This window comes from Aquaspirillum sp. (genome assembly GCF_055136605.1).
Map to the genome: position 1 here is coordinate 1 of NZ_JBSQVP010000038.1, position 24,262 is coordinate 24,262.

Consider the following 24,262-nt stretch of genomic DNA (forward strand, 5'->3'; position numbering starts at 1 on the left):
AAAATTCCCGCCAGCAGTCCGAAAGGTAGAGCAAGTTTGCGAATAAGAGCATGGATTTGCAGCGAATGCGGTGCAACACACGACCGCGATACCAACGCTACAAAAAACATTCTCGCGGCGGGACTTCGCCGTCTGGCAGCAGGAATCCCCGCTCTTTAGGGCGGGGAGGAAGTCAATTAATTAGTATTATTAGATGTCGCGGGTTCGGATTCGGCGCTGGGTTCATCCCATGCGCTGCTACCGCTACCGTAATCATCCCCTCCTTGGCCGCTGCCTTGCTCCAACAGTTTCAGTGCATCCTCCGAGCTAATTTCTTGATTTAACTGGCTCTTATTCGGGTCGTGGAACGCTTCGCTATGGTTTTTATCCATAAAGAACGTAATGGTCTGCGGGAACGCCATCGCCAATACCACCATAAACACCTGAATAATAATAAACGGAATGACGCCGCGATAAATATTCATTGTGGTGACACTTGGTGGCGCGACAGATTTGAGGTAAAACAAGGCAAACCCAAATGGGGGTGTGAGGAAGCTGGTTTGCATATTCAAAGCAATCAAAATACCAAACCACACCAAATCAATTCCCAATTTATCTGCTACGGGTGCCAAAAGTGGTAACAAAATAAAGGCAATTTCAAAGAAGTCGATGAAAAAGCCAAGGGCAAAAACAATTAAGTTAACAACGATTAAAAAGCCCCAAATGCCGCCTGGAATCGATGTCATCAAATGTTCGACCCACAAATCACCATCTACTGCACGGAAGGTTAGGGCAAAGATGGTCGAGCCGATCAGGATAAAGATCACAAAGCTGGTCAGTCGAGTGGTCTGTGCCATTCCTTCCCACAACAATTTGAAATTTAACCGCCGTTTCAATGCTGCCAGTATCAAGGCGCCGACCGCACCCATTGCACCACCTTCGGTTGGTGTAGCGATGCCCATAAACAGCGTACCTAGCACCAAGAAAATCAATGCTAAGGGTGGGACTAACGACACCAAGGTGTGCAGCAATAGCGCCTTACCACGCCGAGTACGTGCTTCGGGAGGGAGTGCGGGAACGCTGCTTGGACGGACGATGGACATGATTAAAATAAAACCAGCCAACAACGCGGTCAGAATCAAGCCCGGCATCATCGCGGCACGGTACATATCACCAACTGACGTACCCAGCACATCGGCCAACACAATCAACACCAACGAAGGCGGGATAATTTGTGCCAAAGTACCAGAGGCACAAATCACACCGCTGCTAATTTCTTTTGAATAGCCATAACGCAGCATAATCGGCATTGAAATCAGGCCCATCGCGATGACTGACGCTGAAACAACGCCTGTGGTAGCGGCGAGTAAGGCCCCAACAAAAATGACCGCATACGCCAAACCGCCGCGCACTGGACCAAATAGCTGGCCGATGGTATCGAGCAAATCCTCCGCCATGCCTGAGCGTTCTAGCACAATGCCCATGAAGGTAAAAAACGGAATGGCCAATAGTGTTTGGTTGGCCATAATGCCGAAAATACGTTCGGGCAGGGCTTGTAATAACTCTGGCCCCAACATGCCCAGCTCAATGCCAATAAAGGCAAATACAATCCCGTTGGCAGCCAGTGCAAAGGCCACTGGGTAGCCCAACAATAAAAATACAATTAGGCCGACAAACATCAACGGCGCCATGACATCCATTGCCATATTAATGCCCCTGTGCTTGTGGTTGATAATCGGGGTGGCCGGCGATAAAGGCCAATTTCTTAATCATTTCACTGACACCTTGCAGACCCAACAGGGCAAAGGCAAAAGGAATGACCAGTTTAATTGGCCAACGAACCAGACCGCCCGGATCGGATGACATTTCACGAATTTCTAAGGAGTTCATTGCCATCGGCCATGCGTAGTAGGTTACGATCACACACATCGGCAACAACATAAATAAAGTGCCGAAGACATCCAGCCACGCTTGTCCTTTGGGTGACAATTTGCTGGAGAAAAAATCGACCCGAACATGGCCGTTTTCCATCAGTGTCAGGCTAGAGGCGAACAAAAAAACCACCCCAAACAAATACCACTGAATTTCTAACATGCCATTCGAGCTGATATTAAAGGCATAGCGTAGGCAGGCATTTAAGGCGCTGATGAGGATGGAAGCTAAAATCAACCAATACATCAGCTTGCCCAAGGGCCGGTTAATCGCGTCGATAAGGCGCGATAAGGCAAGCAAGGCGTTCACGAAATTCTCCTCTTGTGGATTCCAGATTGTTATATCCGAGTGTTTCGGTCGGAAATCACTCGGTGTAGAAAGAATACACAAGCAAATCAGCGCGGCAAGCGGATTTTTCAGTTTTTGTTTTGCGATAAACAAGCATTACGCACTTTGCAGAATCGTTATACTTGATAAAAAGCATTGGCAAGTTTTTCAGCATGAAAACAGCCAAAGCATGATGCTTTGGCTGTGTGCGGTGCAACAATAAGGCAGGTTAGAGCTGACTGCCGAGCTGGGTACCTTGGTAAATGGCACGTTTGGCATCTAATTCGCTGGCAACATCGGCCCCGCCAATCACATGCACCGTTTTACCAGCGTGTTGCAAAGGGGCTTCTAAGGCACGTTGGCTTTCTTGGCCAGCACAAATCACGATATGGTCCACCGCCAGCAGATGTTTTTCACCGCGTAAGGTGATGTGTAAGCCTTGATCGTCAATTTTGTCATAACTGACACCTGACAACATTTCGACTTGTTTCATCTTCAATGCTTGGCGATGAATCCAACCGGTGGTTTTACCTAAGCCATCACCGACTTTACTGGCCTTGCGCTGTAACAAATAAATTTTGCGTGGGCTGGCGCTCGGCTGTGGGCCGCTTGGGGCAAGGCCGCCACGTTGCGTTAACTCCATATCGACCCCCCACTCACGCATAAAGGCGGCGGTATCGTTGTGTTGCTGTGGTTCGTGACATAAAAACTCAGCTGTATCAAAACCAATACCACCAGCACCGATAATCGCCACTTTTTCACCAACAGCGGCACCATGTTTTAACACATCGAGATAACTCAAGACCTTGGGATGATCGATGCCCGGAATGGCTGGTTGCCGTGGCAGAATGCCGGTGGCTAACACCACTTCGTCAAAGTCCTGTAAATCTTCTGCATCCACTCGCTGCCCTAGTTTCACTGTCACACCGGTGTGGCTAAGACGACGTGAGAAATAGCGCAGGGTTTCGTTAAATTCTTGTTTACCCGGAATTTGCTTAGCAATATTAAATTGACCGCCAATTTCAGACGCAGCATCAAATAACGTGACCCGATGGCCACGTGCGGCGGCAGTGGTGGCACATGCCAAGCCAGCTGGCCCTGCCCCCACGACGGCGATCTTTTTCGCTTCGGTGCAAGGTTGTGGATTGAGCTCGGTTTCATGGCAAGCGCGGGGATTGACTAAACATGAGCTGATTTTGCCGCTGAAAATATGATCTAAACAGGCTTGGTTACAGCCGATACAGGTATTGATATCGTCGGCACGGTTGTCGGCAGCTTTTTGTACAAACTCGGCATCGGCCAAGAATGGGCGCGCCATTGACACCATATCGGCACAACCACTGGCGAGAATGTCTTCGGCAATCTCAGGGGTGTTGATGCGGTTGGTGGTAATCAGTGGAATGGAGACTTTGCCCATCAGTTTTTTGGTCACCCAAGCAAAACCGCCACGTGGTACCAAGGTGGCAATGGTGGGAATCCGTGCCTCATGCCAGCCAATACCGGTATTAATCAGTGTGGCACCAGCCTGTTCAATTGCTGTTGCCAATTGTTCGATCTCTGGCCAATTCGAGCCTTCTTCCACCAAATCTAACATCGACAGACGATAGATAATGATGAAGTCACGGCCAACTGCCTCGCGCACCGCCTTGACGATGGCAATAGCAAACCGCATCCGATTTTCAAACGGGCCACCCCATTGGTCGGTGCGATGGTTGGTGCGGCTGGCAAGGAATTGATTGATTAAATACCCTTCCGACCCCATCACCTCGACCCCATCATACCCCGCTTGTTGTGCCAATTTTGCACAACGAGCAAAGTCGGCGATGGTTTGTTCAATCTCTGCCTCGCTCATTTCAACTGGCATAAATGGATTGATGGGGGCTTGTAAGGCACTGGGTGCATGGGGGTGGGGTTGGTAGCTATAACGGCCAGTATGCAAAATTTGCATACAGATTTTACCGCCGGCCTCGTGGACTGCATCGGTGACAATTTTATGTTGAGCTGCTTCGTGTTCATTGACTAATAATGAGCCGCCAGCAAAGACACGCCCTTTTTCATTGGGCGCAACACCGCCAGTCACAATCAAGCCAACACCACCTCGTGCACGTTCGGCATAAAACGCTGCCATCCGTTCAAAACCGTGGGGGGCTTCTTCTAAGCCGGTGTGCATCGAGCCCATGAGGACACGATTTTTTAAGGTGGTGAAACCTAGGTCGAGTGGGGCGAGTAAATGGGGATAGGCGCTCATCAGTGTCTCCTTCGTGAACGGGTGGATGCTTATAGGCATCACGTATTGACATATCTGCAGCGACAATACGGGGCAAAATTCTGGCTGTCAATCGAGCGTTTGAATTTGTTGGCCAATAAGCCATTTGCTTGATACATGGTGTTACCGTTCCAAACTAGCCGTTTGCATGGCGAGGGTCTAACATGAGGCCACGCCTTTTCTCTATTACGCTAGTGGCGATCCCGCTAGACGCCCTGTTATGTCAAATCCTGTTTCTCCGCGTTTATTGGCTTTTCTATTGGCAGCCTTGGCCACGATAGGGCCATTTTCTATCGACACTTTTTTACCGGCGATGGCCACTATTGGCCATGCTCTCGACGCCAAACCATTAGAAATTCAACAAGCCTTAACCGTGTATTTGTTTTGTTATGGTTTGATGATGTTGTGGCATGGGGCAATTTCGGATGCCGTTGGACGGCGGCCAGTGATTTTGACCGCTTGTTTGGTCTTTACCCTCGCCTCTTTGGGTTGTGCCACAGCGGATAGTCTGCCTGAATTGTTGTTCTATCGCGCTTTACAGGGGCTATCCGGTGGCGCTGGTTTGATTGTTGGGCGGGCGATTATTCGCGATACCTTTGAAGGTGCTGCAGCACAACGCTTGATGTCGCAGGTCACCATGTTATTTTCTTTATCACCGGCGATTGCTCCCGTGATTGGGGGATGGCTGTATCAGGGCTTGGGGTGGCGCTCGATCTTTGTTTTTATGGCTTTGGTGGGATTGTTTTTATTTTTACTTTGCAGTTGGCAATTACAAGAATCCCATCCAGCAGAACACAGACGGCCTTTGCAAATTAAAAGCCTATTGGCTAGCTATCGCCACGTGGCGGCAACACAAGCTTTCCGCTTTTTGGCTTTGGCAGTGGCGTGTAATTTTGCTGGTTTTTTCCTTTATATTCCGGCAGCGCCGGTGTTTTTAATGCGACATTTGGGCCTCGCGCCGACTGAGTTTTTATGGTTTTTTGGGCCGGCGGTGAGTGGCATTATGTTGGGTGCGTGGCTGTCTGGTCGGATGGCAGGGCGCCGCAGTGCGCGTGAGTTGGTGTCGATTGCCTACCGTATTATGGCAACCGCAGCGGTAGCCAATGTGCTGGTTTGTGTGATGTTGCCACCGGCTTTGCCTTGGAGCGTATTGCCGATGGCGTTATATGCGGTGGGGATGTCACTGGCAGCGCCAACAATCACACTGTTTTTGCTTGATCGGTTTCCCGATTTACGTGGTACGGTGTCATCGATGCAAGGGTTTACCCAAACGGCACTGTCAAGCTTGGTGGCTGGCGCCATTGCACCGCTTTTGTGGGATGATCCCCTCTGGCTGGCGTGTGCTATGTGCTTATTTCTGGCAGTCGGATATGGCATGTTAAGCTGTTTCCGCCGGACACAGGAGGCCAACACTCAGCCGCAGTAGTCTCGCTTTGTTTGTCTTTGTTGTTTTTCTTGGGATGAGTTTATGTCTGCACAAACCTCTTCTATTCGCCGTATTGCTGTGCCATCTTCACCCCCGCCAGCCATTGACCCTCATCCCCTCGATCGTTTAGACGAGCTGGCAGCGTTATATTTGTTGCGCTTGATGGTGGCGTTGCCTTCAGCCAGCGCTTTGTTAATTAACCACGCTGAACAACGTTTGGCACGTTTGTTATTGCCGTGGTTGCCTGAGGCTTTTAGTGAAGAAATTCGCCGTTATCAAATTGCTCATCAATTGGTGGACGAAGAAGATGAGGGATTGGATTTTCTGATTAAAAACATGGGCAGTGAGCGCCCTGAAGAACCACATCCGCTGTCGGTGGCCTTGTTGCGTCCGCAACGTTTACAAGCCATGTTGCGCCGAGCGTTGCAACGAGTAGAACAGACTGCACAAGAAAAAACGTCACTGCCACCCATTGTATTAGAGCTAGAAAAGCGTTTAGGGCTAGATCGCAATAGTAGCCGCCTGTTGCAATTTACTGCCGTGCGCCATAACCAACAGGACTTTAGCCTGATTTTGCGCCGACTGCGCCAACCAAAAAATTTACGTGCCACCCAAGCGGTGGCGATTTTCTTAGGCATTGACGATCAAGCTGCCCGTACCGTATTGCGGCGTGACAATCTATTAGAAATGTATGGTCTTTTGCGGATTGAGCGCAGTGATAGTGATTTAGAAGATTTATTCTCGCTCGATAATATCGGGCAACAAATTTTCAATGAAGAAATTCAGGATATTGATGGTTTGATGCGGCGTGCGTGCGCGCCGGTGAGTGCGCCGGAACTAAAGCGTGGAGACTATCCCCACCTTGCCTCGGCGCTGAAACCACTGACTGCCTTTTTGCGCCAAGTGCTGCAAAAAAAGCAAGTTGGGGCCAATGTATTGCTGTATGGGCCACCGGGGACAGGTAAAAGCCAATTAGCACGTCTGTTGGTTAAAGAATTGCGCGCTGAAGGCTATAGCGTTAGCGCGGAAGATGATGACAAAGAGCCGCTGCGTCCCTCGCAACGGATGCAGTCGTTTGCATTAACCCAGCGTTTTTTGGCGCAAACGCGGCGGTCGGTGGTGGTGTTTGATGAAATTGAAGATGTCTTTCCCGATGATGATGAAAACCACCATCAGCGTTCCGGTTATCGTAAAGCGTGGGTAAATCAGCTTTTAGAAAGCAATCCGGTACCGGGGATTTGGATTGCTAACCGCGTGCATCAGATTGACCCTGCCTTTTTGCGTCGTTTCTCGTTTCACCTTGAAATTCCGGTTCCCCCGCTTGCTGTGCGTGGCAAAATTTTGGCCCGTCATTTGCACGACTTAACGGTGTCATCGGCTACTGTGGTTCGTTTAGCGCAAGACGATAGCCTAGCGCCGGCACAAGTGGCCAGTGCCGCACGCTTTGCCCGTGCATCAGCAACCGCCGAGCAAGAAGCAGCTTTTATGTTGGCATTACAAAATGCAAAAGCTGCGTTACACCAACCAGAATTACCATCACAACACCATCAAGCCGCTGCCACCCGTTTTTCCACGGCTTTTCTCAATCTCAAAGGCGAGTTTTCTGCGGAAGAGGTCGTCGCGGCATTGCAACATCACGGCCAAGGTAGTTTGTGTTTGTACGGCCCACCTGGGACGGGTAAAACCTCGTTTGTGCAACATATTGCCGAACAGATGCAACGGCCTTTAGTCGCGAAAACAGCGGGGCAATTGTTGGATAAATATGTGGGCGAAACCGAAAAACATATTGCCGCTATGTTTCAAGAAGCCCAACAATCGCAAGCCATTTTGTTTTTGGATGAGGCTGACAGCTTATTGCGCTCACGTGAGGATGCGCAACGTTCATGGGAAGTGACTCAGGTGAACGAGTTGCTAAAACAGATGGAGCAGTTTTCGGGAGTGTTTATTTGTGCCACCAATTTATTCTCTGGCTTAGATCCGGCGGTATTGCGGCGTTTTGTGTTCAAAATTGAATTTCAGGCACTTAACATCGCGCAGCGCGAAACGCTGTTTGTGCAAGAGGCGTTACAAGGTAAAGCCGGTCGTTTGGGTTTGGAAATTAAACAACAGCTGGCGCGGTTGGATGGTTTAACCCCTGGTGATTTTGCAGTAGTGAAACGGCAGGCCTATTTACTGCGTAAAACGTTTTCTGCTGAGGGCTTCTTACAACGCTTGAGCGAAGAAGTGAAAACACGGCGCAGTCAGCGTGGTGGTCATGGTCAGATGATGGGATTTGTTTGATGAAAAAACTGTTGTACTTGCATGGTTTTTTATCCGGCCCCGAATCAGCTAAATCGCGGCAGTTGGCTGCAAAATTTGCCGAGTTGGGGCAATCTGAACAGCTATTCGCACCACAATTACCTGCCAACCCCGATGCTGTGATGCAGTTGTTGGATGGATGGTTGGCAGAACAAGATCTAACCCAGTTAGTCGTCATGGGTAGTTCATTAGGTGGGTTTTTCGCGACAGTGGTGGCTGAATGCTATGGCCTTGCGGCGGTGTTGATTAACCCTGCTGTTCGTCCCCATCAATTGGCCCATCATTTTTTAGGGACACATCGTTATTACTACTCTGCCCAAGAGGTCACCGTCACCCCCGAGATGATTGATGCCTTGGCTGCGCTCGAACCAAAGTCTATTCACCCTGAACGCTATTGGTTGATGTTGGCGAGTGGGGATGAAACCTTAGATGCGCAACAGGCGTTGGCTTACTATCGAGGTTGCCAGCGTTTGGACTATGTCGAGGGTGGTGATCATAGTTTTTCCTGCTTTCCCGAGTATCTACCTGCAGTGATAGACGCTTTGCGTTAGACATAAAAAATGGCGGGGTATCCCCCGCCATTTTTGCCACCATCGTGTTGCTTAGTGGATGTCTTTCCAGTATTCCTTCTTCAGGAAATAAGCGAAAGGTAACAGCAACAACACTAAGAACATCAAGACCACATAACCGATTTGCTGGCGTTTAACCTGCATTGGCTCTGCCATATAGACCATGTAATTGGTCAAGTCGGCCATCCGGCTATCAAATTCGGCGGTATTGGCTTTGCCGTTCTCGTCGATCTTAGTGAACGCACCCGCTTTCACCAATTTCAACTCGTGTGTGTCGTGGCCGTCTTTACCCTTGACGGTTTCCATGACTTGGTCGCCTTGCCATTCCCACATGATGTGAGGCATACCCACTTTGTCGAACACTTTATTGTTCCAACCGGTTGGGCGACTTGGGTCGCGATAGAAGCCACGCAGATAGCTATACAGATAATCTGCGCCACGAGCACGGGCAATCAAAGACAAATCGGGCGGGGTAGCGCCAAACCATTTTTTGCCGTCAGCCGGTGCCATTGCCACTTTCATGGTGTCACCGACTTTTTCGGTTGCAAACATCAGGTTTTCTTTGATTTGTTTTTCACTCAGTGCCAAATCGGTCAAGCGGTTGTAGCGCATGGCTTGCGCGCTGTGACAGCTTAGGCAGTAGTTAGTAAAAATCTGTGCACCGCGTTGCAAAGATTCAACGTTTTGAATGTCAATCGGCGCTTTGTCCAACGGCACCGAAGCACCTGCAGCAAACACCGAAGCCGGCACCGCGAGGGCTGCAGCGGCAATCAGATGACGGATAAACTTTTTCATTTCAGCCGGTTCCCTCGATTAAACAAACTTGGCAAACAGAGCAGCACCGCCAATTGCCAGTGCAAACAGCACCAAGAATTTCAACTGACGACCCAAATTGCTGTCGGTCACGCGTGCAGGCGGGGCGACAGGGCCAACGTCGTTCTTGGTATAGAACGGCATGCCAAGGAAGAAGGCAAAGTAGATGATCGACAGAATCTGTGCAATCACGGTACGGACGTTAGTGGATGGCAATGCACCCAAAATACCCAGACCGATGAAGCTGATCACAAACAACACCAACATGAATTTGAAGCGTGGACCGCGATAGCGCACCGATTTGACGGGTGATTTATCCAACCATGGCAGGAAGGCGATCAACACCACTGCTGCACCCATCCCCAACACCCCCCAAACCTGGGTGCCGAAGAAGGAAGGAATAGCACGCAAAATGGCGTAGAACGGAGTGAAATACCACACTGGCGCGATGTGCGCAGGGGTTTTCAGCGGATCGGCTGGGTCGAAGTTTGGCCGCTCGAGGAAGTAGCCGCCCATCTCTGGTGCAAAGAACACGATGGACGAGAACACAATCAAGAACACCGCTACACCGAGAATATCTTTAACGGTGTAGTAAGGATGGAATGGAATACCATCCAATGGGATGTGGGTTTCTGGATCTTTGTTCTTTTTGATCTCGATACCGTCTGGGTTGTTCGAACCCACTTCGTGCAGCGCTACCAAGTGAGCGACAACCAAAGCGATCAAAATCAGTGGAACAGCAATCACGTGCAGGGCAAAGAAGCGGTTGAGGGTTGCATCACCCACCACGAAGTCACCACGGATGAACACCGACAAATCTGGACCAATCACAGGAATTGCTGCGAACAAGTTCACAATCACCTGTGCACCCCAGAAGGACATTTGGCCCCAAGGTAACAGATAGCCCATAAAGGCTTCAGCCATCAGCACCAAGAAAATCAAGGTACCAAACACCCACACCAATTCGCGAGGTTGCTTGTAAGAACCGTAGATCAAACCACGGAACATATGCAGATACACCACCACAAAGAACATCGAGGCACCGGTGGAGTGCATATAGCGGATAATCCATCCCCCTGCTACGTCTCGCATGATGTATTCCACCGAATAGAAAGCGGTGGCCGCATCAGGCTTGTAGTTCATGGTCAGGAAAATACCGGTAACGACTTGAATCACCAACACTAACAGTGCCAGCGAGCCAAAGAAGTACCAGAAGTTAAAGTTTTTCGGTGCGTAGTATTCCGAAACGTGCGCCTTCCAGGTCGATGTCAGCGGGAAGCGGGCATCGATCCAGTCAAGGAGACCTTGTTGCTTGCTCATCTGTTTCTCACCCTTACTTAGTTATCGTCACCAATCAACAGCATGGTATCGCTGAGATATTTGTGTGGTGGAATTTCGAGGTTAGTCGGCGCAGGCACCCCCTTGTAAACGCGCGCTGCCAGATCAAACTTAGAACCGTGACAGGGGCAATAGTAACCACCTAACCAATCAGCACCTAAGTCGGCAGGTGCCAGATCGGGACGGTGGGTAGGGGAACAGCCCAAGTGGGTACAAATCCCGATGGTCACCAGAATTTCTGGTTTAATAGAACGATGTGCGTTTTTGCAGTAGGCAGGCTGCTGGGGCGCATCAGAAGCGGGATCGGCGAGGTTGCCATCAAGTTTGGCCAAGTTCTGTAGCTGTTCTGGGGTACGGCTTAATACCCAGACCGGCTTACCACGCCATTCAACAGTGACTTGCTGGCCAGGTTCGAGTTTACTGATGTCTAACTCAACTGGCGCACCGGCTGCTTTCGCGCGTTCGGATGGAAAAAAACTTAGCACAAAGGGTGTAGCAACGCCTGCTGCTGCCACGCCGCCGAGTGCACCAGTGGCTACGGTCAGAAACCGGCGACGCCCCTGATCAACGTGTTGTTCACTCATTACATTCACCTCAAAACGAGAAAAATCGAGCTAAAATCGCCTGATTCTACCCGATACCCTCCCACCTATTAAAGCGCGTATGCGAAAAAGTTAGTTGGTGGGTTTAGGACTGGTCAGAATCAGATTGGGTTCCAGAGATCGACAAACTCACAATCGAGCTCTTCATGTCGGTCTAGCCAAGCTGCCATTGCCCGCACGCCACCGCGTTCTGTTGCGTGGTGTCCGGCGGCAATAAATGCGACATCACTTTCTGCCGCGAGATGCGCGCAAGGTTCGGATGCCTCTCCCGTGATAAACAGATCCACCCCAAGTTCGATGGCTTGAGGAAAAAAGCTGTCTGCGCCGCCTGTACACCACGCAATACGGTGGATGGCTCGGTCGGTTTTACCGAGAACAAGGGGCGCACGTTGTAAACGCTGTTCAATTGTGTTGGCAAAGTCTGCCAGCGATACTGTGGCTGAAGGATGTCCATACCACAGCAAGTTGTTTTCCCCAGTACAACCATCAACAATCCAACCGCATTCTTCGGCCAGTTGCACATTATTGCCCAGTTGTGGATGGGCATCTAAAGGCAGGTGGTAGGCAATAAGATTGATGTCATGTGCAAGCAGCTTTGCTAAACGACGACGTTTTATACCGAGAATTCGGCTGTCTTCATTTTTCCAGAAATAACCGTGATGCACGATGATTGCATCGGCTTGTTTGGCGATAGCGACATCAATCAATGCTTCACTCGCCGTCACCCCAAACAACACCTTTGTAATCTCGGCCTTGCCTTCGACTTGTAGGCCATTGGGCGCATAATCTTTATAACGATGAGGTTCAAGCGCGTCATCAAGTATGCCAATCAGCTCACTGCGATGCATTGCCGGTGTATCCCTGTTTGCAAAAAGGAGATTATGACATACCTCGCCGCTGCTTTTTGACTTGGCGCACAAAACCTGTTGCTTGCAGGACATTTTTTGCATTAGTACAGAATATTTTGTTTGGTACAGGCGGTTACATATCCATTTTCAATGAGCGCGGTGTGGTGATAGCCCCATGTTAAAATCGTGGCCTTGTCATTCTTGGTAAGCCTGTGCGGCTTGTTTTGTCTTCGTTATGAAAAAACTGTTCGATAAACGTAGCGAGCTGGGCGAAATACTGTTCGGTTTTCGCAAAACCTTTTACAAGGTCGGTGCTTTCAGCTTTGTGATTAACATGCTGATGCTGATGCCTTCGATTTATATGATGCAGGTCTATGACCGCGTGCTGGCATCGAGCAATGAATTTACTTTGTTGATGCTGACCGCGATGACCCTCGGGCTGTATGCCTTGATGTCATTATTAGAGCTGGTGCGTTCCTCGGTGTTAATCCGAGTGGGTAACCAGATGGACATGCAGCTCAACAACCGTACTTTTACAGCGGCATTTGAGCGTAACTTGCGCCGTACTGGTGGTAATGCGGCACAAGCGATTCACGATTTAACCTCGGTGCGCCAATTCTTAACGGGCCAAGGTCTGTTTGCCTTTTTTGATGCGCCGTGGACACCGATCTATCTGATTTTCTGTTTCTTCTTCCACCCCTTGTTAGGTTCGATTGTGGTGGTTGGGGCGTTGATTTTATTTGCCTTGGCTTATGCAACAGAAATCGCAACGCGCAAACCACTGGCTGAAGCAAACCAAGCCTCGATTGCCGCCGGCGCTTTCGCCAATAACAACTTGCGTAATGCTGAAGTGATCGAAGCGATGGGGATGTTGCCTGCCATCCGTGAAAAATGGTTTGCGCAGCACATGCGAATTTTGGAAAACCAAACGTTGGCTTCTGACCGCGCTGCAAAAATCAGTGCCATCACCAAGTTTGTACGGATTTCTCTGCAATCGTTGGCATTGGGTGCCGGTGCGTTGTTAGCGATTGAAGGCAAAATTACCCCGGGGATGATGATTGCGGCTTCGATTTTGATGGGCCGTGCGTTGCAGCCAGTGGAAATGGCCATCGGAACTTGGAAACAGTTGATTTCCGCCCGTGCTGCCTATTCCCGTCTGGAAGGCTTGTTAAAAGACCATCCTGTCCGTGGTGAAGGGATGCCATTGCCAAAACCAGAAGGCAATATGCTGGTTGAAAATGTGGTGGCAGGTGCCCCCGGTGGCCAAGTCCCGATTCTGAAAGGCCTCAATTTCACGATTCAGGCCGGTGATGTGGTGGGTGTGGTTGGGCCTTCGGCTTCGGGTAAATCGACGCTGGCACGACTATTGGTCGGGGTGTGGCCGGCACAAGCGGGTAAGGTGCGTTTGGACGGTGCAGACATTTTCCAATGGAATAAAGACGAGTTAGGGCCCTCCATCGGTTACTTGCCTCAAGACATTGAGTTGTTTGAAGGCACGATTGCAGAAAACATCGCCCGTTTCGGTGATATGGACTCCAATCAGGTGATTGATGCCGCACAACGTGCCGGTGTGCACGAGATGATTTTGCGCTTCCCACAAGGTTACGACACCCGCTTAGGGCCAGATGGTGGCATGTTATCCGGTGGTCAAAAACAGCGCATCGGCTTGGCGCGTACGTTGTATGGCAATCCTGCTTTAATTGTGTTGGATGAGCCGAACTCGAATTTGGATGATGTGGGTGAAGCGGCGTTGGTAGGTGCCATTCGTGATCTAAAAGCACGAGGGAAAACCGTGATTTTGATTACCCATCGTACCAATATCATCAATGCCGTTGATAAGCTGATGGTGTTGCGTGATGGTGTGATGCAGTTATATGGCCCACGTGACCAAGTCTTAGCCGCTTTGATGCAGCAAGCACAGCAGGCACAACAAGCCGCCGCACAGCAAGCGGCAGCCGCCCCAACACAAGTGGTTCCCGCTGCCCGCCCTGCGGTTGGCGATGCGTCTGCTTGATGGTCAGAGAAGGACAATAGGCGATGAAGTGGTTAGAAAATTTATTTGAACGCGGTCGCAGCCAAACCCCCGAAGGACAAAATCCGAAAGTGGATACTGATGCAAGTCGGGTTTCTCGTTGGGGGATGTGGGTATTGGTCGGTGGCTTTGGTTTGTTTATGTTGTGGGCAGCCACGGCTCCGTTGGATGCTGGGGTGCCAGCAAACGGGACGGTCACTGTCGCGGGTAACCGCAAAACCATTCAACACTTAACCGGTGGCACCATCGATGCAATCGAAGTAAAAGATGGTCAGGCGGTGAAAAAAGACCAAGTGTTGGTGCGCTTGAATGCTACACAGGCCGAAGCTCAATTGGGTATGACTCAGGCGCAATACATCATTGCTGCCGCCGTAGAAGCGCGTTTATCGGCTGAACGGATGAATGCTGAGAAAATTGATTTTTCTCCCATGCTCGACAAAATCCAACAGCAAGATGAGCGGGTTGCCAATGCAATTGCTTTACAAGAGCAGTTATTTCAATCTCGCCGTACCGCTTTGCGTAATGAAATCAGCATTCTGAATGAAAATCTGGCTGGCGCACAGCAACAGTTACGCGGCTTGGAAGAAGTTAAGGTCAACCGCGAATCACAGTTGCGCTCGTTAAAACAAGAACTCGCTAATATCCGTGATATGGCAGATAAAGGTTTTGTGCCGCGTAATCGGATGTTCGAGTTGGAGCGTAATGTGTCGCAAATTGCCGCTGGTTTAGCGGAGGATATTGCCAATATCGGCCGGACTCGCAACCAAATTTCCGAGCTGAAATTGCGGGTATTAAACCGACAACAGGAATATCAAAAAGAGGTCGAGTCTCAGCTTACCGATGTGCAAAAAGAAGTGCAGTCGTTGGCTGACCGCATGGCGGCATTGGATTATGAAGCGAAAAACACGCTGATCCGTTCGCCGATTGATGGGACAGTGGTGGGGTTAAATATCCATACCGTGGGCGGTGTGATTCGCAGCGGTGAACCATTGATGGATGTGGTGCCGCACAACGAGCCGTTGATTATTCAAGCGCAAGTGCCAACCAATCTGATTGATAAGGTGCATGTTGGTTTACCGGTGGAAATTCAGTTCCCTGCGTTCAGCCACAGCCAAACGCCAAACATTCCGGGTACGGTGCAAGTGGTAGCGGCTGACAGTGTGGTCGATCAAAAAACGGGGATGCCGTATTACTCGGTTAAGGTTCAGGTGACACCGGAAGGCATGAAAATGTTAGGTGTACACAAAATTCGTCCCGGGATGCCCGCTACCGCATTATTGATAACGGGTGAGCGAACTATGTTAAATTACCTGCTGAAACCCCTTATTGACCGTATGAATATTGCGTTTACCGGAGACTAATCTCGATGGCGCGTCTTTCGCTAAAACCCCTTGTTGGTGCTGTTTTGGTGTCGTTATGTGCGATGCCAGCCTATGCGCTGAATTTGTTGGAGGCCTATCAGGCCGCCAAACAAAATGATCCAACCTATCGCGCGGCAATGGCTGAGCATCAAGCTGGCCAGAAAAATGATGAGTTAGCTGTGGCTGGCCTGTTACCACAGGTATCGGCTAGCTTATATCGTGGTAAGACTGTTGGTGTCCGGTTACAACCTGGCTTTACTGGTCGAATCACCCAATCTGATTTGGATTACGACAGTAAGAACTATGGTATCCAGTTGCGTCAATCATTGTTTGATTGGCGCAAAGTCAGCGAGTTTCGGCAAGGGCGCGCCCGTGTCAGTTACAGTGATGCGGTATTTGCAGCAAAAAGCAATGAATTAGCCATTCGGGTGGCAGGTGCTTACTTTGATGCGTTGCTCGCGCAAAACACCTTATCCCTGTTGGATGCGCGTGTACGTGCCTATGAAGAACAGTTGGTACGGGCAGAAAATCTCTACCGTGCTGGCGATGGCACGGTAACGGATATGGACGAGGCGCGGGCGCGGCGTGATATTGCTATCGCGCAGCGTTATGAAGCACAAGACCGATTGAAAGTTGCTTTGCGTAGTTTGCAGGAATTAACCGGTGCTGTGCCCGATGCCTTGCATATCTTGGGTGATGAGTTCCCCTTGTCCGCACCCGTACCCGCCACACTAGAAGAATGGGTCGATGTTGCACGACAAAACAGCCCAGATATTCGTGCAGGTGAACATGCGTTAGAGATTGCTGCGCGAGAAGTCGATAAGGCGCGGGCAGGTCATCTACCCACGGTGGACATGATCGGCTCGCTGAGTAAAACAGTCTCGGATACGGTCTCAACACTCAACCAAGAAAACCGCACGCGATCTATCGGCGTACAAGTGAGTATTCCGATTTTCAGCGGTGGTTATAGCTGGGCATTGAGCGATCAAACTTTAGCGAAACGCGAACAAGCGCGGCAAGAGCTCGAAGCGGCTCGCCATCGGGTGGAGTTGGACATTACGCGCTATTTCACTGCCTCGCTCAGTGGTGTGAGTAAAGTGCGAGGTTATGAACAAGCGGTGAAGTCCAGCGAACGTGCGTTACATTCGACAAAAATGGGCTTTACTGCTGGTTTGCGCACCAATGTTGATATCCTGAATGCCGAAGAACAACTGTTCCAAGCTCGCCGTGATTTAGCGGAGGCCCGTTATCAATACTTGGTCAGCACGCTGCGTTTACGCGCCAGTGCTGGTGTGTTGGTCGAAGATGATATTGCTCGATTAAACGGCTTCTTGGCCGGTGCGACTGCTGCTAAAGCTGAGACAACCGCACCTGCGGCGACTGTAACCAAGGCAGATAAGAAAAGCTGATTGTTCGTTTTTCTTGGGTAATAAAAAACCGCAGTGTGTTATTACCCTGCGGTTTTTTGTTGCTGATCTCGATTAAGCCGTGAGACGGGTGAGCGCTTCGCGGTATTTGTCAGCGGTTTTTTGTGCCACTTCAGCCGGTACGGTGGGGGCTGGGGGGGTTTTGTTCCAACCCGTTGATTCTAACCAGTCACGCACAAATTGCTTATCAAAGCTAGGTGGGTTACTGCCGGGGGCATAGCTATCTGCTGGCCAAAAACGGCTGGAGTCGGGTGTCAACGCTTCATCCATCAGCGTTAACGTCCCCTCTTCGTCCAAACCAAATTCAAATTTGGTGTCACAGATAATAATGCCACGGCTGGCAGCATATTCTGCTGCTGCGACATACAAGGCAATCGCTGTATCACGTACCTTGTTGGCTAATTCAGTCCCAATCAAGGCCTCACATTGCGCAAACGAAATATTCTCGTCGTGATCGCCGACGGCGGCTTTGGTCGAGGGTGTAAAGATAGGTTCAGGCAACTGATCGGCTTCACGCAAACCAGCCGGTAGCGCAATACCACAGACGCTGCCGTGTTGTTGGTATTCTTTCCAACCGGAACCAGCCAAATAGCCGCGAACAATCGCTTCGACTGGGATGGCTTTGAGGCGTTTAGCCACCACCGAACGGCCCTCGGCTTGGGCTAAGTCGTCGCCTGACAGCACATCGGCAACCTGCTCTCCCGTCAAGTGGTTAGGTACCACATGCTGTAATTTGGCAAACCAGAAGTTAGAAATGGCGGTCAGGATTTTGCCTTTTTCTGGGATGGGTTCATTCAAAATCACATCGAAAGCAGACAAACGATCAGTTGCAACCATTAACATGCGTTTGTCGTCAATTTCATACAAATCCCGCACCTTGCCCGAATAAATTTTTTTCAAACTATTGAGGTGCGATGTGGTGAGGCCGGTCATGGCATGTCCTTACAAGAGGCAATCAGTTAAATCGAGCTAATTGGAGGATAGCTACTGGTGTTCGGTGGGTACGGTAGCAGTGTGTTGGCGGGCCCGATGCCAACACCATCACGAATAGGGCGTGGGCAGGTTGAACGTAGGCCATCAATATGCTCGAACAATTCTGGGGGAATCGATTTCCACATTGGGTCGAGCACAAAGTCGATGCCTTCTCGTCGTGCCAATTTAGCAGCAGGGACGAAATCGGCATCACCGGCAAATAACACAATTTGGTCAGCTAATTTTTTATACGCCAACGAGGCGATATCTTGTCCAATCCGAATATCGACCCCTTTTTGCCGCACATCGTAGGCAAAGTCTTCATCGCGCAAGCTGTTGTATTGTCTTTCCCCACGCAACAGTGCCCGCATCACGGTTGGCTTAATGGTCCATTGTCCGGTGTCGGCGAGATACCCCAGCCGCAATGCCAATTTACGTTTGCGCCGCAGCTCATCAAACAAACCGTGTCGGAACTGGGCTTCGTGGGTTTCAGCAAAATCGAATGGCGTATTGCTGATTGGCAAGGTGACTTTTTTGTCCAAGGGTGGGCAATCGTAGTAAAAAATACGATACAAGTCGCGACGCTCATCATTTTGGTTGAGATGAGACAGTGCCCACCGCATCATCATCGACGCCACATCCTCTGGGTTATGCTGGGTCGATTCAGTCATTAAAGCGCGATAGCGGTGCAGGAAAAACGCACCATCAATTAAAATAGCTGTTGCCATAGTTCTCTCTGTGTTCAGTCATAAAAAAGGATGTGGAAGCGACTTATCCGCCGTCTATTAGAGCGTTTCTTGAATCGCGCGGGCTTGCTCTAAGGCTTCATCTGCGGTGGCAGATAAGACGGTAAAGTGTCCCATTTTACGGCCGGGACGTGCCGATTTTTTACCATAAAGATGTAAATGCACGTTAGGGGCTTCCATCAACACCGCCCAATTGGGTTCGCTTTGATCTTCCCCCCAGCTGTCTCCCAACAGATTTACCATAACCACAGGGGATAATAAACGGCTGTCCCCGGGTAGTAAGCCACACATAGCGCGAACTTGCTGTTGGAATTGGTCACAGGCACAGGCATCGAGGGTATAGTGCCCTGAATTATGGGGCCGTGGTGCAATTTCATTGATCACTAAACGATCATCAGCCAAGACAAAGAACTCAACTGCCAACACCCCAACATAGTTCAGTGCGCTTGCCAGTTGTTTTGCCATCGTTTGCGCTTGTTCGGCCAATTCTGCAGAGACTCGTGCCGGCACAATCGAGACATCTAAAATACCGTTAGCGTGATGGTTTTCTGCCACAGGAAAACAACTGATTTGTGCATCAGAGACTCGGGTGACGATAGCAGAGACTTCGCTCTTTAACGCCAACATTTTTTCTAGCACACAGTCGTTGGCGCCTAATTGTTGATAGGCCGCCGCGACTTCCGCCGCCGTTTGCACACGAATTTGGCCTTTGCCGTCATAGCCAAGACGGGCTGTTTTGAGGATGCCGGGAAGATAAGGGGTCAGGTCTGTGGCGAGATCCGCCTCAGAGGTAATAGCAAGATAAGGGGCAGTGGCGAGGCCGGCTTTGTTAATCCATGTTTTTTCGCTGATGCGGTTTTGTGCAATCGTGACACAGTCACCAGAGGGCGAAACCGGTACAAACTGACCGAGCCAGCGCATGGAGTCTGCGTTGACGTTTTCAAATTCGGTGGTAATCGCTGCACAGGTTTTCGCTAAGGTCTGGAGTGCTTCGCTGTCATCATAGGCATGACAGAGGTGCACATCAGCAAATTCAGCAGCAGGGGCAATCGGGTCGGGGTCTAACACCGTGACACGATACCCCATTGTTTTGGCGGCCACGGTAAACATCCGCCCGAGCTGACCGCCACCTAAAATACCTAGCATGGCAGGAGGAAGAATCGCTGCCATCACTCAACCTCCGGCAGGGTCATTGCCAAGACGGTTTCGCTTTGTTTGAGTCGGAAAGCAGCAAGGGCATCGCGTAATGCCGGTTGTTCATTTGCTAACATGGCAACGGCAAACAGGGCGGCATTGGCGGCACCGGCCTCACCAATGGCAAACGTAGCCACTGGAATACCTTTGGGCATTTGCACAATCGACAGCAAAGAATCTTCGCCACGCAGGTATTTCGACGGTACCGGCACGCCTAACACAGGCACAGCCGTTTTTGCCGCTAACATACCGGGTAAGTGAGCCGCCCCCCCTGCACCAGCAATAATGGCTTTGAGGCCGCGTTGCTCAGCAGTCGCGGCATAGTCAAATAACAAATCAGGGGTGCGGTGAGCAGACACCACGCGTGTTTCAAACGCAACACCAAAGTCACGCAGAATACGCGCTGCATGTTCCATTACGGGCCAATCGCTGTTGCTGCCCATCACAATACCGATGTCAATCATGGCAAAAAATCCGTCAAAAAAGACTCATGATTGTACCGCAAATTTTCCTAGGGCTTGGTGGCTGTCTGATGAGACAAGACCGTGTGTCTTATCCTGAGATGCGCCAGACCCTATCGTGCCGGTTTGGTACAGTCTGTTTAACCGTTTTGGGCAGCTAACTGTTGTTTGACTTTGGCTGCGGCTTCGCTTTTCGGGAAGCGTTTTAATAGACTATCCCAAGCTGTTTTCATGCCAGCTTTATCACCCAATTCGCGGTAACAATTTCCGATATTGCGTAATGCTTCTGGGACTTTAGCGTGATTGGGGTGGCCATCAACGAAAGATTTATGTGCCGCGATGGCGTTTTTCCACTGCCGTTCGGCGGTATAGGCGACACCAAGCCAGTATTGGGCATCGGCCACTTGTGGGGCATTGCTGCGGCTATCGATAAAGTTTTTCAGTGCCGGAATCGCTTGATTAAATTGGCGTGCACGCAAGCTTTCTAAGGCTTTGCTGTATTCGAGTTGTACGGGGTCGGGGGCGACGGCGGGCGCAGGGCTGGTCGCTGTGGCGGGATTGCCATTGCTCATGCTGGGGTCAGTTGTAATCGAACCAGAGCCCCCAGCGGGTTTCCCTTCAAGCGGAGCAAGGCGTAAATCGAGATCGTTATACAGATCGTTTTGCCGTTTTTGCGTGGTTTGTAAGGTGTAGTTTAAAACCTCCATATCACCACGCAATTTAGCAATATCTTGGCTCATACGATCGACCTGATTCACCAATTCTAATAAGCGTTCATTGCTCAGGCGGCTTTCTAGTGTGGTAAATCGCTCTTGTGAACGTTGATTTAATTCAGCCAATTGACGGCGTGTTGCGTCGACCTCTCCCACACTGGCACAACTGGCCAATAAGACACTGCTACATACCAACACCATCGGCAGTTTAATCTTTTTCACTTTTCCACTCATCCGTCAATCAATCACTATTGGAAGAAAAATACACGCTTTATAGACAGCTTGGGCGGTCTATTTTGACCGCCCAAGGCATGTTCTTCAATCCTACAATACGAGATTATTCGCCGTCGTACACAATATCACTGCGGCGGTTTTGTGCGTGGTCGGCTTCACCCATACCGGTGGCACGGGGTTTTTCTTTACCATAGCTGACCGCTTCCAGTTGATTTTCTGGGACACCAATCACGCGCATCATGCTTTTCACGCTTTCAGCGCGGCGTTGACCCAAGGCCAAGTTGTACTCGCTGCTGCCGCGTACGTCAGTATTACCTTGGATAATCACTTTGCGAGTTTGGTTTTTCTTCAAAAATTCGCTGTGAGCTTGTACCAAAGGTTTGTATTCGTCTTTGACCAACGAGCTATCGAAGTCAAAAAATACGCTGCGTTTGGACAGCACGCTCTTAGGATCGGTCAGGGGATTGCCGCTGCCATCCGCGCCCATCCCGTTCCCACTGCCATTCAGACCACCTTGACCGTACATACCACTGGCGTTGGCACCATTTTTACCATTCATACCAGCAGCGCCGGCGGCGTTGGGATCAGTTGGGCCTTTGGGGCTAGAGCAAGCGGCTAACGAACCTGCAACCATCGCGGCCAATAAGACTTTTTTCCACATCATGAAATTCTCCAATCAACATTCACAATCAAAAAACACGGTTTGCCTAACGTGGATATGGCCCCCACACCGGTGCGCGAATATCACCGCCACTGGTGGTTAAGCGGGTTTTTGTCGATCCATCGCGGGTAACCGTAAATAAAACCCCTCGCCCGCCTTGCTCGCTGGCATAGACCAACATTTGTCCATTCGGCGCAAAGCTAGGTGATTCATCATAATGGGTGTCGGTAACATAGTTCGCTTGGCCGGTGGCCGTTTCTTGCACCATCACACGGAAACGACCTGCCTCACGGCGGACAAAGGCTAATGCGGTGCCATCTGGGGCAGGTGTAGGCGAGACATTGTAGTTGCCTTCGAAAGTCACCCGTTGTGCGCTTCCTCCACCGGCGCCCATCACATAAATTTGTGGCCCACCGGCGCGGTCAGACGTGAAATAAATCCGGCTGCCGTCGGCACTGTAAGCAGGTTCGGTATCAATGGCGTTGCTGTTGGACAAGCGGACTGCTTCGCCTCCATTGGCCGAAACAGCATAAATTTGTGAATGACCATCGCGCGTTAATACCACGGCAAGGCGGCTACCGTCGGGACTCCATGCTGGCGCTGAGTTGGAGCCCTTGAAGTTAGCAACCGCACGGCGGCTACCGCTGCTGACATCATGCACATAGACAACCGGTTTTTTGCTTTCAAAAGAAACATACGCCAAGCGTCCTCCCTCGGGGCTCCAAGCTGGCGAGATAATCGGTTCGGAAGAACGCAATAGCGTAAATCCGTTGGCACCATCGGCATCCGCCACTTGTAGAGAATAGCTGTTGGCGCTGTGCTTAATCACATAGGCAATACGTGTGCCGAAAATCCCTTTTTTGCCGGTAATCGCTTCATAAATCATGTCAGCAATACGGTGGGCTAATTGGCGCGACTGGTTAGGTTGAATGCTAAAGCTGGCACCAGTTAAGCGGGTTTTTCGTGCCGCATCGAATAAATGAAATTCGACCGTAATCGTACCACCAGCACCTGCCGTGACTTTGCCGACTGCAATCGACATCGTGCCAGCACCTAGCCACGCGGGGTAATCAATTTGCGCTGGGTCAATCGGACGGTTATTGACCTTATTGGGATCGACAAACGAAAACACACCGGTACGTGCCAGATCACTTTGGATAATCGGCGTCAGGCCCCCGGGCAAAGCACTTTCGAGGCCAAACTCCGGCAATGCGATGGCATGGCGGTTGGTGCCGCCGCCCACCACTTCAATGGTTAAATCATTGGCGCGTACCGATAGGCTGCATAGCAGCAGCAAAGGCAACAAGACATAGTGAAATAAAAACTTTGGCATAAAATCAATTATCCTCTTACCGATGACCATAGCAATAACGGGTTAACTGCCCATTAACGTGGGCGGAATTCTAAGCGAATTTTACGCACATCCGAGAAATTCATCCCTGTTAATAAAGGTGGGAAGGTTTTTGCCGACCAAACAGCGCGTTGTACCGCATCATCATAGCCAGCATGACCCGATGACTGCAGCAGTTTGACCTCTCGCACTTCTAAACTCGGTAATAACGTCACTTCTAACACTGCTTTGGGATTACCTGTGACATCATCTGGCACTTGCACCCGTGGTTTAACCCGTGCAATCACCAAATCTGCATAGCCCTTGGTATGACCACCGCTGCTCCCACCCCCGGCGACACCATTGGGCGCCCCCGCTTGGGTTTTGGTGCTGTTAGGTTTGTGCGTGCTATTGGTGCTATCAAGGTCTGCTAATAAATCATCTGCAAATGGATTATCCGCTTTCACCGGTTTGCTTCCCGTGCCCCCAACCTTATTGACTGGCGAAGCAACGGTTTTTTCTGCGCCTTTGCTATCACCTTTTTCATTACCTTTATTGTCTTTGGCGCTGCTCTCGGTTTTTTTGCTGTCTTTCGCCTCAGGTTTGTTTTCTACCTTTTTATTAGGTTCAGGTTTTGTTTCTGTTTTCTTAGGTTCGACCTTTTTTTCTTCCACTTTTGGTTCTGGTTTTTTCTCAACCTTTTTTTCTTCTACCTTCTTCTCCGGTTCGGGTT

The 24,262-nt window shown here is 50.3% G+C and carries 22 protein-coding genes; 7 read left to right on the plus strand and 15 right to left on the minus strand.

The window, feature by feature from the left end; all coding sequences use genetic code 11:
- The first annotated feature begins 36 nt into the window (after positions 1-36).
- Positions 37-159 carry a zinc ribbon domain-containing protein gene (locus ACTBZS_RS07860; RefSeq protein WP_463043779.1) on the plus strand — a complete coding sequence of 41 codons (123 nt, stop codon included), beginning with the start codon at positions 37-39 and terminating at the stop codon, positions 157-159.
- Positions 160-176: 17 nt separating this feature from the next.
- Here the strand turns inward: ACTBZS_RS07860 and ACTBZS_RS07865 are convergent, their stop codons facing one another.
- The 3 genes from ACTBZS_RS07865 to ACTBZS_RS07875 form a co-directional block, all read right to left on the minus strand.
- Positions 177-1,685: a TRAP transporter large permease gene (locus ACTBZS_RS07865; protein WP_463043772.1), complete on the minus strand. Its 1,509-nt coding sequence runs from the start codon at positions 1,683-1,685 to the stop codon at positions 177-179.
- Between the two features lies 1 nt (position 1,686).
- On the minus strand, positions 1,687-2,220 hold the full coding sequence (locus tag ACTBZS_RS07870; RefSeq protein WP_460430413.1) for a TRAP transporter small permease subunit: 534 nt from the start codon (positions 2,218-2,220) through the stop codon (positions 1,687-1,689).
- A gap of 247 nt (positions 2,221-2,467) precedes the next feature.
- On the minus strand, positions 2,468-4,486 hold the full coding sequence (locus ACTBZS_RS07875; RefSeq protein ID WP_463043773.1) for an oxidoreductase: 2,019 nt from the start codon (positions 4,484-4,486) through the stop codon (positions 2,468-2,470).
- Between the two features lie 238 nt (positions 4,487-4,724).
- Here ACTBZS_RS07875 and ACTBZS_RS07880 point away from each other — a divergent pair, with 238 nt between their 5' ends.
- Genes ACTBZS_RS07880 through ACTBZS_RS07890 form a run of 3 tightly spaced genes read left to right on the plus strand, consistent with a single transcriptional unit; the run spans position 4,725 to position 8,779 of the window.
- Complete coding sequence (locus tag ACTBZS_RS07880) at positions 4,725-5,930, plus strand: multidrug effflux MFS transporter (RefSeq protein ID WP_460430411.1); 1,206 nt, start codon at positions 4,725-4,727, stop codon at positions 5,928-5,930.
- Between the two features lie 42 nt (positions 5,931-5,972).
- Complete coding sequence (locus ACTBZS_RS07885) at positions 5,973-8,210, plus strand: AAA family ATPase (RefSeq protein ID WP_463043774.1); 2,238 nt, start codon at positions 5,973-5,975, stop codon at positions 8,208-8,210.
- Positions 8,210-8,779: a YqiA/YcfP family alpha/beta fold hydrolase gene (locus ACTBZS_RS07890; protein ID WP_463043775.1), complete on the plus strand. Its 570-nt coding sequence runs from the start codon at positions 8,210-8,212 to the stop codon at positions 8,777-8,779. Before ACTBZS_RS07885 ends, ACTBZS_RS07890 begins: the two co-directional genes overlap by 1 nt.
- A 51-nt stretch (positions 8,780-8,830) precedes the next feature.
- Here the strand turns inward: ACTBZS_RS07890 and ACTBZS_RS07895 are convergent, their stop codons facing one another.
- From ACTBZS_RS07895 to ACTBZS_RS07910, 4 genes are all read right to left on the minus strand, one after another.
- Positions 8,831-9,592, minus strand: coding sequence for a cytochrome c1 (locus tag ACTBZS_RS07895; RefSeq protein ID WP_460430408.1), 762 nt, complete (start codon positions 9,590-9,592; stop codon positions 8,831-8,833).
- An 18-nt stretch (positions 9,593-9,610) separates the two neighbouring features.
- Complete coding sequence (locus tag ACTBZS_RS07900) at positions 9,611-10,930, minus strand: cytochrome b (protein WP_022653797.1); 1,320 nt, start codon at positions 10,928-10,930, stop codon at positions 9,611-9,613.
- 17 nt (positions 10,931-10,947) lie between these two features.
- Entirely contained in the window at positions 10,948-11,532 is a 585-nt protein-coding gene (petA, locus tag ACTBZS_RS07905; protein ID WP_460430407.1) for a ubiquinol-cytochrome c reductase iron-sulfur subunit, read from the minus strand.
- Positions 11,533-11,651: 119 nt separating this feature from the next.
- Positions 11,652-12,398, minus strand: a complete 747-nt coding sequence (locus ACTBZS_RS07910) for a Nif3-like dinuclear metal center hexameric protein (protein ID WP_460430406.1) — start codon at positions 12,396-12,398, stop codon at positions 11,652-11,654.
- A 235-nt stretch (positions 12,399-12,633) separates the two neighbouring features.
- On the opposite strand from ACTBZS_RS07910, the gene ACTBZS_RS07915 reads away from it, so the two are divergent.
- From ACTBZS_RS07915 to ACTBZS_RS07925, 3 genes are read left to right on the plus strand one after another with little or no spacing between them, the layout of a single operon-like run.
- On the plus strand, positions 12,634-14,412 hold the full coding sequence (locus ACTBZS_RS07915) for a type I secretion system permease/ATPase (RefSeq protein ID WP_460430405.1): 1,779 nt from the start codon (positions 12,634-12,636) through the stop codon (positions 14,410-14,412).
- A 23-nt stretch (positions 14,413-14,435) separates the two neighbouring features.
- Entirely contained in the window at positions 14,436-15,791 is a 1,356-nt protein-coding gene (locus tag ACTBZS_RS07920) for an HlyD family type I secretion periplasmic adaptor subunit (RefSeq protein ID WP_460430404.1), read from the plus strand.
- Positions 15,792-15,796: 5 nt separating this feature from the next.
- Positions 15,797-17,200, plus strand: coding sequence for a TolC family outer membrane protein (locus ACTBZS_RS07925; protein ID WP_460430403.1), 1,404 nt, complete (start codon positions 15,797-15,799; stop codon positions 17,198-17,200).
- Between the two features lie 72 nt (positions 17,201-17,272).
- On the opposite strand, the gene ACTBZS_RS07930 is transcribed toward ACTBZS_RS07925, so the two are convergent.
- The 8 genes from ACTBZS_RS07930 to tolA all read right to left on the minus strand — a co-directional run.
- The gene (locus ACTBZS_RS07930; RefSeq protein ID WP_460430402.1) at positions 17,273-18,151 is read right to left on the minus strand and encodes a phosphoribosylaminoimidazolesuccinocarboxamide synthase; all 879 of its coding nucleotides are present in this window, start codon (positions 18,149-18,151) and stop codon (positions 17,273-17,275) included.
- A 26-nt stretch (positions 18,152-18,177) separates the two neighbouring features.
- Positions 18,178-18,918 carry an NYN domain-containing protein gene (locus tag ACTBZS_RS07935; protein WP_463043776.1) on the minus strand — a complete coding sequence of 247 codons (741 nt, stop codon included), beginning with the start codon at positions 18,916-18,918 and terminating at the stop codon, positions 18,178-18,180.
- Positions 18,919-18,975: 57 nt separating this feature from the next.
- Positions 18,976-20,106 (minus strand): 5-(carboxyamino)imidazole ribonucleotide synthase, encoded by a 1,131-nt coding sequence (locus ACTBZS_RS07940; protein WP_463043777.1) that lies wholly within the window; start codon positions 20,104-20,106, stop codon positions 18,976-18,978.
- Positions 20,106-20,594, minus strand: a complete 489-nt coding sequence (purE, locus tag ACTBZS_RS07945; RefSeq protein WP_460430399.1) for a 5-(carboxyamino)imidazole ribonucleotide mutase — start codon at positions 20,592-20,594, stop codon at positions 20,106-20,108. The genes ACTBZS_RS07940 and purE overlap by 1 nt, the downstream gene beginning before the upstream one ends.
- A gap of 137 nt (positions 20,595-20,731) precedes the next feature.
- Entirely contained in the window at positions 20,732-21,526 is a 795-nt protein-coding gene (locus ACTBZS_RS07950) for a YbgF trimerization domain-containing protein (RefSeq protein ID WP_460430398.1), read from the minus strand.
- Between the two features lie 115 nt (positions 21,527-21,641).
- Positions 21,642-22,202 (minus strand): peptidoglycan-associated lipoprotein Pal, encoded by a 561-nt coding sequence (pal, locus tag ACTBZS_RS07955; RefSeq protein WP_022653786.1) that lies wholly within the window; start codon positions 22,200-22,202, stop codon positions 21,642-21,644.
- A gap of 43 nt (positions 22,203-22,245) precedes the next feature.
- The gene (tolB, locus tag ACTBZS_RS07960; RefSeq protein WP_460430396.1) at positions 22,246-23,532 is read right to left on the minus strand and encodes a Tol-Pal system beta propeller repeat protein TolB; all 1,287 of its coding nucleotides are present in this window, start codon (positions 23,530-23,532) and stop codon (positions 22,246-22,248) included.
- 53 nt (positions 23,533-23,585) lie between these two features.
- Positions 23,586-24,262: cell envelope integrity protein TolA (gene tolA / locus ACTBZS_RS07965; RefSeq protein ID WP_463043778.1), on the minus strand; the 677-nt coding region annotated here is incomplete at its 5' end.

Bases quoted from the DNA above. Each gene is read 5' to 3' on its own strand.
- pal (WP_022653786.1), bottom strand. From the start codon at position 22,202: ATGATGTGGAAAAAAGTCTTATTGGCCGCGATGGTTGCAGGTTCGTTA.
- ACTBZS_RS07910 (WP_460430406.1), bottom strand. From the start codon at position 12,398: ATGCATCGCAGTGAGCTGATTGGCATACTTGATGACGCGCTTGAACCT.
- ACTBZS_RS07885 (WP_463043774.1), top strand. From the start codon at position 5,973: ATGTCTGCACAAACCTCTTCTATTCGCCGTATTGCTGTGCCATCTTCA.
- ACTBZS_RS07940 (WP_463043777.1), bottom strand. From the start codon at position 20,106: ATGGCAGCGATTCTTCCTCCTGCCATGCTAGGTATTTTAGGTGGCGGT.
- ACTBZS_RS07930 (WP_460430402.1), bottom strand. From the start codon at position 18,151: ATGACCGGCCTCACCACATCGCACCTCAATAGTTTGAAAAAAATTTAT.
- ACTBZS_RS07920 (WP_460430404.1), top strand. From the start codon at position 14,436: ATGAAGTGGTTAGAAAATTTATTTGAACGCGGTCGCAGCCAAACCCCC.
- ACTBZS_RS07935 (WP_463043776.1), bottom strand. From the start codon at position 18,918: ATGGCAACAGCTATTTTAATTGATGGTGCGTTTTTCCTGCACCGCTAT.
- tolB (WP_460430396.1), bottom strand. From the start codon at position 23,532: ATGCCAAAGTTTTTATTTCACTATGTCTTGTTGCCTTTGCTGCTGCTA.
- ACTBZS_RS07900 (WP_022653797.1), bottom strand. From the start codon at position 10,930: ATGAGCAAGCAACAAGGTCTCCTTGACTGGATCGATGCCCGCTTCCCG.
- ACTBZS_RS07875 (WP_463043773.1), bottom strand. From the start codon at position 4,486: ATGAGCGCCTATCCCCATTTACTCGCCCCACTCGACCTAGGTTTCACC.
- ACTBZS_RS07880 (WP_460430411.1), top strand. From the start codon at position 4,725: ATGTCAAATCCTGTTTCTCCGCGTTTATTGGCTTTTCTATTGGCAGCC.
- ACTBZS_RS07915 (WP_460430405.1), top strand. From the start codon at position 12,634: ATGAAAAAACTGTTCGATAAACGTAGCGAGCTGGGCGAAATACTGTTC.
- ACTBZS_RS07895 (WP_460430408.1), bottom strand. From the start codon at position 9,592: ATGAAAAAGTTTATCCGTCATCTGATTGCCGCTGCAGCCCTCGCGGTG.
- petA (WP_460430407.1), bottom strand. From the start codon at position 11,532: ATGAGTGAACAACACGTTGATCAGGGGCGTCGCCGGTTTCTGACCGTA.
- ACTBZS_RS07925 (WP_460430403.1), top strand. From the start codon at position 15,797: ATGGCGCGTCTTTCGCTAAAACCCCTTGTTGGTGCTGTTTTGGTGTCG.
- purE (WP_460430399.1), bottom strand. From the start codon at position 20,594: ATGATTGACATCGGTATTGTGATGGGCAGCAACAGCGATTGGCCCGTA.
- ACTBZS_RS07890 (WP_463043775.1), top strand. From the start codon at position 8,210: ATGAAAAAACTGTTGTACTTGCATGGTTTTTTATCCGGCCCCGAATCA.
- ACTBZS_RS07865 (WP_463043772.1), bottom strand. From the start codon at position 1,685: ATGGCAATGGATGTCATGGCGCCGTTGATGTTTGTCGGCCTAATTGTA.